17 protein-coding genes are annotated in these 15,212 nt (G+C 53.3%); 11 read left to right on the plus strand and 6 right to left on the minus strand.

Going from position 1 to position 15,212, the window contains the following annotated elements:
- Positions 1-77 precede the first annotated feature (77 nt).
- Positions 78-365: a 50S ribosomal protein L25 gene (rplY, locus tag Q0796_RS00140; RefSeq protein WP_298438994.1), complete on the minus strand. Its 288-nt coding sequence runs from the start codon at positions 363-365 to the stop codon at positions 78-80.
- A gap of 513 nt (positions 366-878) precedes the next feature.
- On the opposite strand from rplY, the gene Q0796_RS00145 reads away from it, so the two are divergent.
- Positions 879-1,226, plus strand: coding sequence for an HU family DNA-binding protein (locus Q0796_RS00145; RefSeq protein ID WP_298438996.1), 348 nt, complete (start codon positions 879-881; stop codon positions 1,224-1,226).
- 185 nt (positions 1,227-1,411) lie between these two features.
- On the opposite strand, the gene Q0796_RS00150 is transcribed toward Q0796_RS00145, so the two are convergent.
- Complete coding sequence (locus Q0796_RS00150) at positions 1,412-1,924, minus strand: N-acetyltransferase (protein ID WP_298438998.1); 513 nt, start codon at positions 1,922-1,924, stop codon at positions 1,412-1,414.
- 186 nt (positions 1,925-2,110) lie between these two features.
- Here Q0796_RS00150 and Q0796_RS00155 point away from each other — a divergent pair, with 186 nt between their 5' ends.
- A complete protein-coding gene (locus Q0796_RS00155) occupies positions 2,111-2,791 on the plus strand; it encodes an RDD family protein (RefSeq protein WP_298439000.1) in 681 nt (226 codons plus the stop codon).
- A gap of 85 nt (positions 2,792-2,876) precedes the next feature.
- Here the strand turns inward: Q0796_RS00155 and Q0796_RS00160 are convergent, their stop codons facing one another.
- The 3 genes from Q0796_RS00160 to Q0796_RS00170 all read right to left on the minus strand — a co-directional run bounded on the left by Q0796_RS00160 (position 2,877) and on the right by Q0796_RS00170 (position 5,069).
- Positions 2,877-3,374 carry a metalloregulator ArsR/SmtB family transcription factor gene (locus Q0796_RS00160; protein ID WP_298439002.1) on the minus strand — a complete coding sequence of 166 codons (498 nt, stop codon included), beginning with the start codon at positions 3,372-3,374 and terminating at the stop codon, positions 2,877-2,879.
- On the minus strand, positions 3,346-4,308 hold the full coding sequence (locus Q0796_RS00165; RefSeq protein WP_298439004.1) for a permease: 963 nt from the start codon (positions 4,306-4,308) through the stop codon (positions 3,346-3,348). Before Q0796_RS00165 ends, Q0796_RS00160 begins: the two co-directional genes overlap by 29 nt.
- 86 nt (positions 4,309-4,394) lie before the next feature.
- Positions 4,395-5,069 (minus strand): SDR family NAD(P)-dependent oxidoreductase, encoded by a 675-nt coding sequence (locus tag Q0796_RS00170; protein ID WP_298439006.1) that lies wholly within the window; start codon positions 5,067-5,069, stop codon positions 4,395-4,397.
- Positions 5,070-5,592: 523 nt separating this feature from the next.
- On the opposite strand from Q0796_RS00170, the gene Q0796_RS00175 reads away from it, so the two are divergent.
- From Q0796_RS00175 to nqrM, 7 genes are all read left to right on the plus strand, one after another.
- Positions 5,593-6,948, plus strand: a complete 1,356-nt coding sequence (locus Q0796_RS00175; RefSeq protein ID WP_298439008.1) for a Na(+)-translocating NADH-quinone reductase subunit A — start codon at positions 5,593-5,595, stop codon at positions 6,946-6,948.
- Positions 6,948-8,156: an NADH:ubiquinone reductase (Na(+)-transporting) subunit B gene (locus tag Q0796_RS00180; protein ID WP_298439010.1), complete on the plus strand. Its 1,209-nt coding sequence runs from the start codon at positions 6,948-6,950 to the stop codon at positions 8,154-8,156. Before Q0796_RS00175 ends, Q0796_RS00180 begins: the two co-directional genes overlap by 1 nt.
- A complete protein-coding gene (locus Q0796_RS00185) occupies positions 8,146-8,910 on the plus strand; it encodes a Na(+)-translocating NADH-quinone reductase subunit C (protein ID WP_298439012.1) in 765 nt (254 codons plus the stop codon). Before Q0796_RS00180 ends, Q0796_RS00185 begins: the two co-directional genes overlap by 11 nt.
- 1 nt (position 8,911) lies before the next feature.
- On the plus strand, positions 8,912-9,523 hold the full coding sequence (locus Q0796_RS00190; RefSeq protein WP_298439015.1) for an NADH:ubiquinone reductase (Na(+)-transporting) subunit D: 612 nt from the start codon (positions 8,912-8,914) through the stop codon (positions 9,521-9,523).
- A gap of 9 nt (positions 9,524-9,532) precedes the next feature.
- On the plus strand, positions 9,533-10,147 hold the full coding sequence (nqrE, locus tag Q0796_RS00195; protein ID WP_298439017.1) for an NADH:ubiquinone reductase (Na(+)-transporting) subunit E: 615 nt from the start codon (positions 9,533-9,535) through the stop codon (positions 10,145-10,147).
- Between the two features lie 24 nt (positions 10,148-10,171).
- Positions 10,172-11,392 (plus strand): NADH:ubiquinone reductase (Na(+)-transporting) subunit F, encoded by a 1,221-nt coding sequence (nqrF, locus tag Q0796_RS00200; protein ID WP_298439018.1) that lies wholly within the window; start codon positions 10,172-10,174, stop codon positions 11,390-11,392.
- Between the two features lie 134 nt (positions 11,393-11,526).
- Positions 11,527-11,748, plus strand: a complete 222-nt coding sequence (gene nqrM, locus Q0796_RS00205; protein ID WP_298439020.1) for a (Na+)-NQR maturation NqrM — start codon at positions 11,527-11,529, stop codon at positions 11,746-11,748.
- Positions 11,749-11,828: 80 nt separating this feature from the next.
- Here nqrM and Q0796_RS00210 read toward each other — a convergent pair whose 3' ends face one another.
- Positions 11,829-12,983: a sterol desaturase family protein gene (locus tag Q0796_RS00210; RefSeq protein WP_298439022.1), complete on the minus strand. Its 1,155-nt coding sequence runs from the start codon at positions 12,981-12,983 to the stop codon at positions 11,829-11,831.
- A gap of 180 nt (positions 12,984-13,163) precedes the next feature.
- Between Q0796_RS00210 and Q0796_RS00215 the strand changes: the two genes are divergently transcribed.
- Positions 13,164-13,547: a diacylglycerol kinase gene (locus Q0796_RS00215; RefSeq protein WP_298439024.1), complete on the plus strand. Its 384-nt coding sequence runs from the start codon at positions 13,164-13,166 to the stop codon at positions 13,545-13,547.
- Positions 13,541-15,154, plus strand: coding sequence for a phosphoethanolamine--lipid A transferase (locus tag Q0796_RS00220; RefSeq protein WP_298439026.1), 1,614 nt, complete (start codon positions 13,541-13,543; stop codon positions 15,152-15,154). The genes Q0796_RS00215 and Q0796_RS00220 overlap by 7 nt, the downstream gene beginning before the upstream one ends.
- Positions 15,155-15,212: the final 58 nt, after the last annotated feature.

Below are 15,212 nucleotides of genomic sequence, written 5' to 3' on the forward strand. Positions count from 1 at the left end.
GAACGGGGCGTTCGCGCGCGCCCAAAAACGAAAAAGGCACCCCGAAGGGTGCCTCTTTCTTGCCGTTAAGCTAAAGCTTATACGCGGATGAAATCCACGTGGTTTACTTTAGGCTTGTACGGGTGGCGCTGCATAGCTTGCGCTTTTACTTTTACTTCTGCGCCGTCGATAACGATGGTCAGTTCTGAAGTGTAGAACTCATCGTTGTTTTGTGCGTGCAGCAGAGGATCGTGTGCCAGTTCGATAGAAACTGGTGCAGCTTCACCACCGTAGATGATGGCAGGAACTAGGTTCGCGTGACGCAGGCGGCGGCTCGCACCTTTCCCCAGGTCAGTACGTACTTTTGCTTCGAGAGTCAAAGACATGATAATTACCTCAGTATCATAAAATAGAAACGGACCTTTGCGACCAAGGTCCGTTGCTTTGCTTTGTAAAAAAGCGGGCGAATACTACCACAGCGGTTCAGGCTCAACAAGATGAGCTTATACCCAATGGATCCGCAGCTGCCGCACTGGTTAATTTTCAACCAGCAGCGTTACTTAGGTACGGCGCTGCGATTGCTCTGCTGGTAAACGACCCGACCATTTATTGACCACCTCTTGACCAATTCCGCTGCCGATCGCACCGCTTGTTTCTGTTAACACGTCACAGTGAGCATCAACGGCGGTTTCATGACAAAAAAACCGTTAAAAAATATCACTAAATCACAGCCATTTTGCTGCATTCTTGCGCCATCTCACACTTTGCATTAACAAAGCCCCCTATGATTAGCCCCGAAGCTTGTCCTTCCCAAACTAGACCTTGTTGGTTATTCTGCGGCACCTCATCTGTAGGTGTCGTTTTTTTGTCTGCCTATCCCACCGTAACGCCCAGCAATTGTGCAAACGCACCAGCTCCTATCGAAAGCCCGCCAGCATTACGGTATAACACCGCCTTTTTGCTCGGAGCCGAGAATGAACCGCACTGATCTGATTAAGCGCATGGCCCAGTTGTCAGAGCTGCCACAAGCCACCTGTCGCTCCTTCCTTGAGCAACTGCAAGCCACCATTAGCCAAGCCTTGCATGAAGGTGAAACCGTTTACGTGCCGAAATTAGGGGTGTTTGAGATCCGCCATCATTTGCCTCGCAGTGGCCGCAACCCGCAAACCGGTGCCACCATTCAGATCCCAATGCGTACCCTGCCGGCGTTTAAACCCGCGACCCAGCTTAAAGACGCGCTCAAGTAAGCCTTGCCGTTACTGGGCTGACGCCAGTGCCTTCGGCCCCCAATCTGGCCATAAACGCAGGCGTGGCGACCGTGAAAGTGCGTTGCCGCCATCGACTTGAGTTTGAGTTTGAGTTTGGGTTTGGGCGTTAAGCCGCAGCTGGTTGAAGTAAGCATTCCCCCAGCCAAAAGCAGCAACCACAGCGATTAAGCGGCAGCGACATTAAACGCGCAGTGATAGGTCACTTTTCCTTGCGGGTACGCCCCCACTAAGGCGTGCGCCATAAAATACTCTGCGGGTACCCCCTCCAGAGATAAGCCAGCAACCGCCTGAAAACCAAAGCGCTGGTAATAGCTGGGCTGCCCCAGCAACACACAGCCACGGGCTTGAATGGCGGCTAATTGCTCTAGGGCAGCGCGCATCAAACGACTGCCGATCCCTTGGCGTTGATGCTGTGGCAACACCGATAATGGCCCAATGCCGTACCAGCCGCCGCTGCCATCACTGATGGACACCGCCGAAACCGCAATATGCCCCAACAACTGCCCCTGCTGCTCAGCCACCAAAGAGAACGTTAAGCCGCCACAATCGCGCAGGCCATTAATGATCAACGCCTCGTTATGCTCGCTGTATGGCACCGATTCAAACGCCGCGCTGGTGAGGGCGGCGATCGCGTTAATGTCATCCGGTTTTTCTGATCGAATTGCGATGGTGGTCATGGGGCTCTCCTAGAAGGTCGCTGCCGCGTGAGCGTATGTACGCGTCATCGGTATGTGCCCATTTACCCTACCGAATTTCCGCCTTAGGAGGAATCGACCAAGTGGTTAAGGCTTTGGTCTAACAAGCATTAAACCCCTGCAGCAAAGCGTGATAATCTTGCCTCTTCAACCGATTAAGGAACCGAAATGTATTGCAGCCACTGTGGCCAACAGGCACAACCGCAAACCAATTTTTGTCGCCAATGCGGTCAAGCCCTGACTGAGCCTACCCCAGCTCAACCGCAGCCCGTGGCTCAAGCTGAGCCAGCATCAAGCCCCGAACCAACAGCAACGGCGGCTCCGCAAAACTACCACCCGTGGCGGCGCCTGTTTGCCCGCACGGTGGATCTGCTGCTGATCGCGCTCTTGATCCTGATGTGTTTAGTGGTGGTGCTGGCGCTGATCGCGCCGGTATTCACCGACGATCTGGTTAACCTAATGCAGAACGAGTTGCTTGCGGGGGTGATGCTCTACCTGATGTGGCTGCCGATAGAAGCGATGTTTGTGGCGCTGTTTGGCGCAACCCCAGGCAAGTGGATTTTTGGCATCAAGGTGCGCCACCAAAGTGGCCGCAATTTAAGTTACCCTGAAGCCTTCAAGCGCAGCGGCGGAGTGTTGCTGCAAGGGGAAGGTGCCGGCATTCCGTTGCTTACTCTGTTTACGCGGATTTACAGCTACTTCCGCCTAAAGAAAAGCGGTTCAACGCCGTGGGACGATCAGAACAACAGCGCAGTAAGCCATTGCCATTGGGGGGCAGCGCGGGCCATCTGTGCCTGCACCTCAGTACTGGTTACGCTGCTGTTTGTGGCCCTGCTGAGTGCCCTCTGATCCCACCACAACCTACCCTGATCAAAAAAGCCCCTAGCGTTAGGGGCTTTTTTGCGACACCGTAACGGCTCAAATCAGCCGCGGTTCAGCTAATTTTTTTGTGCCATATCTCGCTGTCTGGGCCAATAACACATTCGCCATCTACTCTCATTGATAATCGAATAAGACAGCGTTTGACCAATTCTTTGAAGTCGTCTTCGGGTAAATGTCTTACTGAGTCGACCAAAGCTTTACAATGCGGGGCGGTTTGTTCTTTTAAGGTGTAGAACACCCACTTTCCCTTTTTCTCGTGGTTCAGCAGTCCCGCTTTGTAGAGCATTTTCAGGTTACGAGATACGTTGTATTGAGTTTCACCAATGATGTCCATTGCTTCAGCCACTGCCATGCATTCATCAACATGCAGGAACAGCCAGAACAATCGCAGTCGATTTGGTTCTGATAAGGCTTTTAGCGAGTCAATGTATTTTTCATCCATCATGGTTTTAGCCATCCAACTTAGTTGCGCCACGCTCTGTGGGTGGCGCGATGTTTTATATTGTTCTGAGTAACCGATTTTACACAACGTATTGGAAGATAGCGCCACCAATGATGGCCGTAGTTAAGACTATTCCCACAAACGCGATTACGGCTTTTCTTTTTAGAACTGCAGATACTAACGCGATTTCAGGCAAACTGGCACCTGTACCGCCAATGATCAGTGCCAATGCGGCACCTAAGCCCATCCCTTTAGCTATTAACACGTTAAGCAGCGGAATCGCCATCTCGATACGTAAGTAAAGCGGGATACCAATCAATGAAGCCACCACGATAGATTGGAAGCTGTCGCCACCCACATATTTCTCTACCAAGTCTGCTGGTAGATAAACCGCAGAGAACCCGCTGATCGCCGCGCCCAGCAATACGTATGGGATGATTCGTTTGAACAAAGACCAAGCGCCACCCATTGCATTACGCATTTTTGAGGTAGAAGAAGGTGCTGCACCGCAGGCAGAAGCGTTACTGCCGCATCCTTTATCTTTGTTGTCTTCCAGTTCATCGGCACGTTTGATTTCATTTTTCCAAGGCGACTTGGAAATCAAATAGCCACCCAGTACCGCTGCGGTGAACGTCACCAAGAAGTACACCACGGTGATCTTCAATCCGAACGCGGCATACACCATCGCTAATACAATGAAGTTACACAGTGGTGCAGAAATAATGAAGCTCATTACCGTGCCCAGTGATACTCCCATTGATGCCATTGCCATGGTGACAGGCACAACTGCAGCACTACAAAATGGAGTTAACATGCCAAACAATGCGCCCAAAAGGGTTCCCCATTTATCGTGTTTAGTCAGCGTTGATTGGAGTTTTTCTTGGGGGATGTATTCGCGCATGATGCCGGTTAACAGTGACACGATGGCGATGATGAGGACTAAGCCTTTCGCTACATAAAAGAACTCGTTGAACGCAATAAATAATTTAGTATCCAAAATTGTAATCTCTAACAAGTAAAAAGAGATTTGGATAATATACACACTTGCACATTCGTGCAAGTGTGTATATTCAATTGTGGAATATTAAGTGTCGATCGGGTTGTGGCATCTGCGCGAACTAGAACAAATCAGCCGCGGTTCACCGTTAAGTCAGAAACAAAACCGTGGGCGCTCGATTGCAGTGCGCCAGCAACCATCTGCGCCGCTTCCTCGGCACTCATAAAGCCCGAGGTGTCCAATGCTTTGCCGCTGGTTTGCCAAAACTCGGTGGCCATGCCGCCGGGATACACCGCAATCAGCTTCATCGGCTTGCCCCTCAGTTCAGCCCGCAGCGATTCCACCAAACCACGCACCCCCCACTTTACCGCGCAGTAACTGGTTTCCCCGGCCTTGGCCACCTGCGCTGCGGTCGACATCACCACCACCACCGTGACCGGCTTATCCTGATAACGCCGCGCCGCCTGCTGCAACACCAAGGTGGCCGACAAGAGGTTGTTATTGATCAGCGCTTGGATCTGCGCCGGATCTTGTTCTGCCAGAGGGCCAAAGTAACCGCTGCCGGCACAATGAATGATGGTGGTTGGCACTTCATCCCCGAGCTGGTCAAACAGCTGCGCCACCGAGCTGGCGTCGGTGAGATCCGCCACTTGCACCGCAACCGCCGAATTGCCCTGACTGCGGCACGCGGCCGCAACCGCGTCAAGCCGTTGCTGATCACGGCCACTGAGCAACAGCGGTTGCTGTGGGTACTGTTGCGCCAAAGCGGCACCTAAACCAGAGCTGGCGCCCGTAATTAACATCATCTGCTGCACATCCTTTATCTCGCGCCATCGCGCCAATACTCGCTCAATCTGAGCGGATAGTAACAAAAACCACGGCCCGGGCTGCGATCCATTTCCGCTTGCGGCCAACGCCAGCGCTGGTATTCCCCCTCGGTTGCTTGCCGCAAAAAACAGCAGCGCCGATCGAGATCACATTGTTAATTTCCTGGCGCCGCCCCAGCACGCAAAAAAGGGCAAACTAAACCAAACAGATAGCAGTAACGCCCACCACCACGGCAATTGAGTTTATGTAATAAAACCACAAAATAGACTTGAGATTGTTAACAGAATCACCTTCGAAAACGCTCAATAAATACCAAGGCGTTGTTTTTTATTCTGTTTTTTAAAAAATGCAAAAATTCCATTCAGCACCAAAACTGAAAATCAACGCAATTTTGTTCGATATAACCCATTTTTGAACGCCAAAGTGTGACCCCATAGGCGGAAGCCAAAGTTGTGAAGATTTATCATCGTTTACCCAAATTTTTTAGCGGTTGATGTGTCGATGACGAACTCTTCAAACCAAATAATAACCATTACCAAGGGATTGGACGTACCAATCGCTGGTGCACCTAAGCAGGTGATCGACGGGGTGTTGCGCCCAAGTCGTGTTGCTGTGCTGGGTGAAGAATACGTTGGCCTTAAGCCATCGATGCTGATCGAAGTCGGCGATAAGGTGATCAAGGGCCAGCCTTTGTTTACCGATAAGAAAACCCCCGGCGTGCTGTTTACTGCGCCAGCGGCCGGTACGGTGGTGGCCATTAACCGTGGTGAACGCCGCGTGTTGCAATCGGTGGTTATCGAAGTAACCGGCGATGAGCAAAAGCCGTTTGCCCGCTGCGACAACCTCAGCACCCTCAGCCGAGTGGATGCCAAGCAGAACTTGATTGAGAGCGGCCTGTGGACTGCCCTACGCACTCGCCCGTTTTCAAAGGTGCCGGCGCCGGAATCGATGGCAGCAGGGATCTTCGTTACCGCCATGGACACCAATCCTTTGGCGGCGGATCCACGCCAAATCATCGCAGAACAACCTGAATCGTTTCGGGCTGGTATCAAGGTGCTCACCAAGCTGACCGACGGCAAGGTGTACCTGTGCCACGACGACAACGGCGATCTGCCTGGCCAAGACTTGCCACAGGTACACAGCCAACGCTTTGGTGGTGTGCACCCTGCCGGGTTAGTCGGCACCCACATCCACCACCTGTTACCGGTCAACCTAGAGCGCAGCGTTTGGCACATCGGCTATCAAGATGTGATCGCCTTCGGCAAGCTGTTCTTAACCGGCAGCCTGTGCACCGAACGCGTGCTGTCGTTAGCTGGCCCAAGCGTGAAACAACCGCGAATGATCCGCACCGTGTTGGGGGCAGAACTGACCCCAAATCTGGCGAACGAACTGAACGAACCCTGCCGTGTGGTTTCCGGTTCGGTGCTGTCTGGCCACACCGCCAGCGGCGCGCACGATTTCTTAGGTCGATTCCACAATCAAATCACCGCCTTGCCAGAAGACAATCAGCACCAGTTGCTGCCTTGGGCAGACGCGGGCCGTGAACGCTTCTCGATCACCCGCACCATGTTGTCGCTGTTTAGTCGCGATAAGAAGTTCCACATGACCACCAACGCCGGCAGTTCTGAGCGCATGGTCGTGGCCATGGGGCAGCTGGATCGCGTGATGCCATTGGATATCTTAGCCACCATTTTGGTGCGCGATCTTATCGCCCAAGACACCGATGAAGCCCAAGAGCTGGGCGCACTGGAATTAGACGAAGAAGATTTAGCGCTATGCACCTTTGTTTGCCCAAGTAAGTACGACTTTGGCAAAGAGCTGCGTACCTGCCTCGAAATCATTGAGAAGGAGGGCTAATGAGCGGCCAAACCAACAAAACTCAAGACGCTTACTACGCCCACGGTCACTCAATGAAGAGTTACCTACGGTCGTTGTTTATCGCCAACGCCCGCCCAACCAAGGGCCGCGTGCACGTGCGTGACGGTCTGGATGTAAAGCGCACCATGCACATGGTGATGATCTGCCTGTTACCGGCCATCTTGTTTGGCATGTACAACCTCGGCTTTCAAGCGCAGCAAGCGATCATCAATGGCAGTGCCGCCGCCGATGCGTGGCAACTGCTGCCGTTTAACGCCCTGTTTGGCGCCTTATCCGAACAATCAACCGGTGCCTCGTTACTGCTGTACGGCGCCAGCTTCTACGCCCCGATCTACTTAACCGCTTTGGCGGTGTGTCTGTTCTGGGAAGTGATCTTTGCCCGCGTGCGTAAGCAGGAGCTGCAAGAAGGTTTCTTCATTACCGCGCTGCTGTTTTCGATGATTTTGCCGGTCAACACCCCACTGTGGATGGTGGCCATGGGCTTAACCTTCGGGGTAGTGATGGGCAAAGAGGTGTTTGGTGGCATGGGCACCAACTTCTTAAACCCCGCGCTGGCCAGCTTGGCCTTTATCTACTTCGCCTACCCCAAGGTGTTTGCGGCGAAAGCCCAGCTGGTGGCGGTTGACGGTTTCTCTGGCGCGACCCACTTGGCACAGGTGGCCGCGAAAACGCTGCGCTTTAACGATTACAGCTGGAGCGACGCCTTTAGCGATCCCCAGTGGTTGGACGCCTTCTTAGGCTTTACCCCTGGCGCCATTGGCGAAACCAGTACGCTGGCGATCTTGTTGGGCGGCGCCTTGCTGCTGCTGACCCGCTTAGCCAACTGGCGCATCGTCGCTGGGGTCTTTCTGGGGATGGTGGCCACGGCAGTGATGTTCAACAGCATTGGTTCTAGCAGCAACGCCATGTTCGCGATGCCATGGACTTGGCATCTGGTGACCGGCGGTTTTGCGCTGGGCATGATGTTTATGGCCACCGATCCAATCACCACCGCCTACAGCAACAAAGGTAAGTTCGCTTACGGTGCCTTGATTGGCGTAATGGCGGTGCTGATCCGCGTTGCCAACCCGAAAATGCCCGAAGGCATGATGTTGGCCATTTTGTTCGCCAACCTGTGGGCCCCCATTTTTGATTACCTTGCTATCCAAGCCAACATCAAGCGGAGAAAAGCACGTCATGGCCTTTAACAAAGACAGTGTGGCGGGCACCTTTATCTTCTCCGCCCTGCTGTGCCTGATCTGTTCCTTTATGATCACCGGCACCGCCGAAGTATTGAAAGAACGCAAATTGGCAAAGAAACGCAGCGAAATGAAACGCTACGTATTGGTTGCCGCCAACATTCAAGGCGACAACGTTAACGAGCTGTTTGCCGAGCGCGTCCAGCCGCTGCTGATCAACTTGAACGACGGCTCCGTGGCCAGCGAAGACGCCAACACGGTCTTGGACTTTGACGATCGCATGGCTGCGGTAAACAAAGAAACCTCGATCAAGCCGAAGAAAGACACCGCCAAAATCAAACGCCGCGCGAACCAAGCGCGGGTGTTTAAGGTTATCGACGACAGCGGCAAGCTGAGCTCGGTGGTGATGCCAATTCACGGCAAGGGATTGTGGTCGGTGATCTACGGCTACATCGCCGTTCAGCCGGATTTCAACACCATTGAAGGCATCGTTATCTCGGAGCACGGTGAAACCCCAGGGTTAACCGATTACCTCACCACCAGCGAGTGGACCGACACCTGGAAAGGCAAAAAAATCTTTAACGCCAAAGGCAAGCTGAAGCTGAAAGTGGTTAAAGGTGGCGCTAAGCCCGGTGACGTACACGGCGTGGATGGCGTGTCTGGTGCCACCATGTCTGGCCGTGGCGTACAACGCTCGGTCAAGTTCTGGTTTGGCAAAGAGGGTTACCAAACCTTCCTAAACAGCTTAAAGACGGAGGCGTAACATGAGCAACGCAACCAAACAGGTGCTGACCTCACCAATTTTCGCCAACAACCCGATCGCCATGCAGGTGCTTGGGGTGTGTTCCGCCTTAGCGGTCTCCAACTCAATGGAAACCGCGCTGGTGATGACCTTAGCGCTGACCTTCGTTCTGGTGTTCTCCAACCTGTTCATCAGCTTACTGCGTAACTTTATCCCCAACAGCGTACGCATTATCGCGCAGATGACCGTGATCGCCTCGCTGGTGATTGTGGTGGATATGGTGCTGCAAGACGTGGCCTACGAACTGTCGCAGAAGTTGTCGGTCTTCGTCGGTTTGATCATCACCAACTGCATTGTGATGGGCCGTGCTGAAGCCTTTGCGATGAAGAGCAGCCCGTGGATGTCGGTGGTGGATGCCTTAGGCAACTCCATGGGTTACGGCGTGATTTTGCTGGGGGTTGGCTTTGTCCGCGAACTGTTCGGCAAGGGCACCTTGTTTGGCCATGAAGTGCTGACCACCGTTGAAAACGGCGGCTTCTACTTGGCCAACGAGATGTTTACCTCGCCACCCAGTGCCTTCTTCTTGATCGGCCTGATGATCTGGATCATCAACGTCGTACAGCGCAAACGCTAAGGAACTCGAATGGAACAGTACATTAGCCTGTTTGTGCAGGCGGTCTTTATCGACAACATGGCACTCTCCTTCTTCTTGGGGATGTGTACCTTCTTGGCCGTATCGAAAAAGGTGTCAACCTCGTTCGGTTTGGGCATCGCCGTTATTGTGGTGATGATGCTGGCAGTGCCAGTAAACCAATTGATCTACACCAACTTCTTAAAGCCAGGTGCGATGGCGTGGATCTCCAGTGATCTGGCCACCCTCGACTTAAGCTACCTGCAGTTGATCACCTTTATTGGGGTGATTGCCGCGCTGGTACAGATTTTGGAAATGGTGCTGGATAAGTTCATGCCGGCGCTGTACCAAACGCTGGGGATCTTCCTGCCGCTGCTGACCGTAAACTGCGCCATTTTCGCTGGGGTTATCTTTATGGCCAACCGCGATTACAACATGGCGGAATCGATGGTGTTTGCCTTGGGTTCCGGCACCGGCTGGGCCATGGCGATTGTGCTGCTGGCTGGCCTGCGTGAACGCTTGAAGTTCCACAACATCCCTGAAGGTTTGCAAGGCATTGGCATCACCTTTATCACCACCGGCTTGATGGCGCTGGGCTTTATGTCCTTCGCTGGCGTGTCGCTGTAACCCATTTTTTAGAAGGTAGATACAATGGAAATGGCAATCGGTATCGGCATGTTCACCATCGTGGTGCTCCTGTTGGTTGCGGTGATTTTGTTCGCCAAAAGCAAGTTGGTGGCCAGTGGCGACGTCTCGCTGCGCATCAATGACGATCCAGAAAAATCCGTTAAGTCGGCAGCGGGCGGCAAGTTGCTGGGCGCATTGGCGGCGAAGGACATCTTTATCCCATCCGCCTGTGGCGGCGGTGGCACCTGCGGCCAGTGTCGAGTGCACGTAAAATCCGGTGGCGGCGACATTCTGCCCACCGAACGTGATCACATCACCAAAAAAGAAGCCAAAGAAGGCTGTCGTTTGGCCTGTCAGGTTGCGGTTAAAGGCGACATGGAGCTGGAGATCGAAGATGAGATCTTTGGGGTGAAGAAGTGGGAGTGCGAGGTGGTGTCCAACGACAACGTTGCCACCTTCATTAAAGAGCTGCGCCTGAAGATCCCAGAAGGGGAAGAGGTGCCGTTCAAGGCCGGTGGTTACATTCAGATTGAAGCCCCTGCTCACCACGTTAGCTACCGCGATTTCGATATTCCTAGCGAATACCGTGACGACTGGGAAAAGTACGATCTGTTCAGCTTGGAATCCAAGGTAACCGAAGACGTACTGCGCGCTTACTCGATGGCCAACTACCCCGACGAGAAAGGCTTGATCATGCTGAACGTGCGTATTGCTACGCCGCCAAGCAACGATCTGCCACCGGGCAAGATGTCGTCGTTCATCTTTAACTTGAAAGCCGGTGACAAGGTGACCATCTCGGGCCCGTTTGGCGAATTCTTTGTAAAAGAAGAAAGCGAAGCCGAAATGGTGTTCATTGGTGGCGGTGCGGGCATGGCACCGATGCGCTCTCACGTGTTTAACCAGTTAAAAGGGGTAAACACCAAGCGCAAGATGACCTTCTGGTACGGCGCGCGCTCGGTGCGTGAGATCTTCTACAAAGAAGATTTTGATCAGCTGGCCGCAGAGAATGACAACTTCCAGTGGCACGTGGCGCTGTCGGATCCGTTGCCAAGTGACAACTGGGACGGCTACACCGGCTTCATCCACAATGTGATCTACGAGCAATACTTAAAAGATCACAAGGCACCGGAAGATTGTGAGTACTACATGTGTGGGCCACCAATCATGAACTCGTCGGTGATCAAGATGCTTAAAGATCTTGGGGTGGAAGATGAAAACATCTTGCTGGACGACTTCGGCGATTAAGCCAATCGATTCCGTTGGCAACGGCGATAGCGCTGACCATGCCGTTATCCGTTATCATCGTTGCCATAAAGATTAAGCTGAGCTGGCGCGACGCCCTGTTCGCGCCAACGCACCTTAGATAAGGATCTGCAGTTATGACTCAATTTATTGCCACCTTTGTGGTGTTCTTGCTGGTGATTGTGGCCATGTCGATTGGCTACATCATCAAACGTAAGACCATTGGCGGCTCTTGTGGTGGCCTAGGCAATGTCGGCATCGACAAAGCCTGCGATTGTCCCGAGCCGTGCGATAAACGCAAAAAGAAGATGGCCGACGCCGAACGGGCGGAAAAATTGCAGCAAAACCGCATTATCTAAGGGCGCAGATCGCCAAGAAAAAAAGCAACAACGCCGCTCATTCGAGCGGCGTTTTTTTATTCATTGCAGCGCCAATGGGTTCACCCGATCCGCAACCATAATTCCGCGCTAAACCACAGCAACGCCAACCAACGTGCGGGTTCAAGCCAAGCCCAGATCCGCCGCCCTTCAAACAAAACGTTGATCACCACCACCGATCCCAGCACCAGTATTAGCCCCACCATTGCGGTGCCCACGCTCAGCTGCGGCGCCAACCACACCAAGGGCAACAGCAGCTGCATCAACGCCAACATCGACACCGCCGCATAGAAACGAGCGCCTTGGCTGGTGGCGGGATCAAACTTAGCGCGGTTGCCACAGCCATCGTGTTGCTGAGCCACCGCATGTTCATCCGCGGCGAGGCAATCGGCTGGGCGCCACCCCGTTGGCATCCACCACAGTCGCACTTTGTCCCAGTTTCGGCGGGTGTTGATGCTGTCCTGCGCCAACATCTGCCAATGCTGCAGGTTCGCCTTGATCGGGTTAAAGGTATCCAGTGGCTTGGTGGTGCCGTAGTGGCAAGGCTCCGTCGCTAATTCTGGCTGCCAACTGCCAAACAACCGATCCCAAATCACTAAGGTGCCGCCGTAGTTACGATCCACATAGAGGGGATTTTTAGCGTGATGCACCCGGTGGCTGGATGGGGTAGAGAAGATCCCTTCCAGCAACGGAATGCGCTGAATCAGCTGCGTATGCAGCCAAAATTGATAGGCTTTCAGCAGCACAAATTGCAGTAAAAACAACAGCGGGGGGCAACCCAGTAACGCCAGCGGCAGATAAAACACCCAAGAGAACGCGTACTGAAAGGCGCTTTGGCGCAGTGCCGTGGTTAGGTTGAACTCTTCACTTTGGTGATGGCCCACATGGGCGCCCCACAGCAGGTTGATGGCGTGCGCGCAGCGGTGAAAACCGTAGTAACACAGATCCACCCCCAAAAAGAACAACAGCCACGTAAACGGCGAATCAATGCTGAAGTCAAACAGCCGATGTTGCTCAAACAGGTAGATAAATGCTGCGAACGTGAGGCCTTTTAGAAGCGCATCCGACACCAACAGTAAACTGCCCATGGATAAGCTGGCCACGCTGTCATTAAGCCGGTGCAGCGGTCGTTGCTTCTGTCTGGCCGCCCACCATTCCAGCGCCATCAGCAGTAAAAACAGTGGGATAGCCAGTGCGCTGTAGTTGTATTCACCCATGGGTTACGTCCCTGCATTGTGTGCCATTAATGGGTAAAAACCTGCCAGAAATGGCGCTGTATCACTAGCCATTTTGTCACCCACGTAGCCAGCGCCTTACACAGGCTTACCTGCCCTTACCTTTTTTTCACATTGGAGTTGATAGCCTCTTCGAATTGTTTTCATCTTTGGTCCCGCCCCATGAACACCACTGAACACCTCTCTGGCAAGCCTGGCTACACTGGGCTTATTCGCATCATCAAAGCCTCTGGCTACTCTTGGAATGGCCTGAAAGCGGCCTTTAAATTTGAAGCGGCCGTGCGCCAAGAAGCGCTGCTGCTACTGCTGGGCAGTGGCGTTGCCATCAGCTTAAAGCAGCCACTTATCGAAACCTTTTTAATGATTGCCGTGCTGGTGTTGGTGCTCATTGTCGAGCTGCTCAATTCCGCCATTGAAGCCACCGTGGATCGGATCGGCGTAGATCATCACCCCTTAAGTGGCCGCGCCAAAGACATTGGCTCTGCTGCGGTGTTTGTGGCGCTGCTGTTTGCCGCAATAACCTGGGCGGTGATGCTGTTATGTTGATCAAGCAGAAATTGTCGCTGTGCAGCAGCTCGCTGGTTATGTTGATGGCGCTCTACTTTGGCGTGGTTTTAAACTTCCCATTAACCAGCAAGTTCTATCAGTTGGCACAGCAATCTGGGGATCCGACTTTTGCCCTGACCGCACCGCTGTTGCTCGCCGCCGCCTTTGGGGTGATCTTCTCGCTGGTTAACGTGCCCCTGATCCGCAAGCCGCTGTATGCCTTGCTGCTGCTCAGTTCCGCCACGGCGGCCTTTGCCACTTACCAATATGGGGTGGTGTTCGATTACGGCATGATCGAAAACGTATTTGAAACCCACAGCAGCGAAGCGGCCGCTTACCTTAATGCTCGTTCGGTGTTCTTCACTTTGGTGTTTGGGCTGCTGCCTGCCCTACTGTTAACGCGGGTACGCATAACAAAACAAAAACCGATGACCGAGCTGCTGCAGCGCACGCTGGTATTGGCAGTCAGCGTGGTGGTTATCGCCATTATTGCGGCGGCATTTTATAAAAATTACGCCGCCATTGGCCGTAATAACAGCTACCTCAATAAGATGATCAACCCATCCCACATCTACAACAGCGTTAAGTACATCAACCAAAACTACCTCAGCACCGCACTGCCCTACCGCCCGCTCGGAGAAGACGCCACCGTAATTGCCCCGAGCAACGGCAAACCCAATTTAACGATATTGGTGGTGGGTGAAACCGCCCGCGCGGCCAACATGCAGTACAACGGTTACCCCCGTGCCACCAACCCATTTACCCAGTCGTTGGGCATGTTGGCGTTTCAAGATGTCAGCAGTTGCGGTACCGCAACGGCGCACTCCTTGCCGTGCATGTTTTCCAATTTGGATCGCAACCAATACGACAAGCGCCAAGCCAACAGCCAAGACAATGCCTTGGATGTGATCAGCCACACTGGGCGCAAGGTGGTGTGGATTGATAACGATGGCGGCGATAAAAACGTGGCTAAAAACATCAGCCTAGTGAAACCGGATCCGCAGCAATACCCGCAGTATTGCAATGGTGGCAGCTGCTACGACGCGGTGATGCTGCCGGAGCTAGAACAGCAATTGGCACAAAATAATGGCGAGGATCTGCTGCTGGCGATGCACGTAATTGGCAGCCATGGGCCCACTTACCATCAACGTTTCCCACCGGAGTTTGAACGCTTTAGCCCATCCTGCAATCGCAGTGACATTGAAAATTGCAGCGACGAGGAGATCGTCAACGTGTACGACAACACCATCGCGTACACCGATTACATCTTGGCTCAGCTTATTCAACGTTTGCAGCAGTTAAATCAGCAGTACAACGTGGCGCTGATGTACATTTCTGATCATGGTGAATCCTTAGGCGAGAATGGCCTCTATTTGCATGGCACCCCCTACGCACTGGCGCCATCCACTCAAACGCAGGTGCCTTGGTTGCTGTGGATGGATCCGGCGTTCAGCCGCAGCTACGGCATCGATCGCCAATGCCTTGCCCAGCAGCGTAATCAGCCACTGTCTCACGACAACCTGTTCCATACCCTGATAAGCCTTGCTGGGGTGCAATCGAGCGTGGTTGACTCAAGCAAGGATCTGTTCAGCGGTTGCCGCAACTGATCCCAACGGCCCCAGCCTAAATTAGCGCGTTATAACGGTTGCCGCCGCAACAACAACG

Origin of the sequence: uncultured Ferrimonas sp., from assembly GCF_947489035.1 — a bacterium.
GTDB lineage: Bacteria > Pseudomonadota > Gammaproteobacteria > Enterobacterales > Shewanellaceae > Ferrimonas.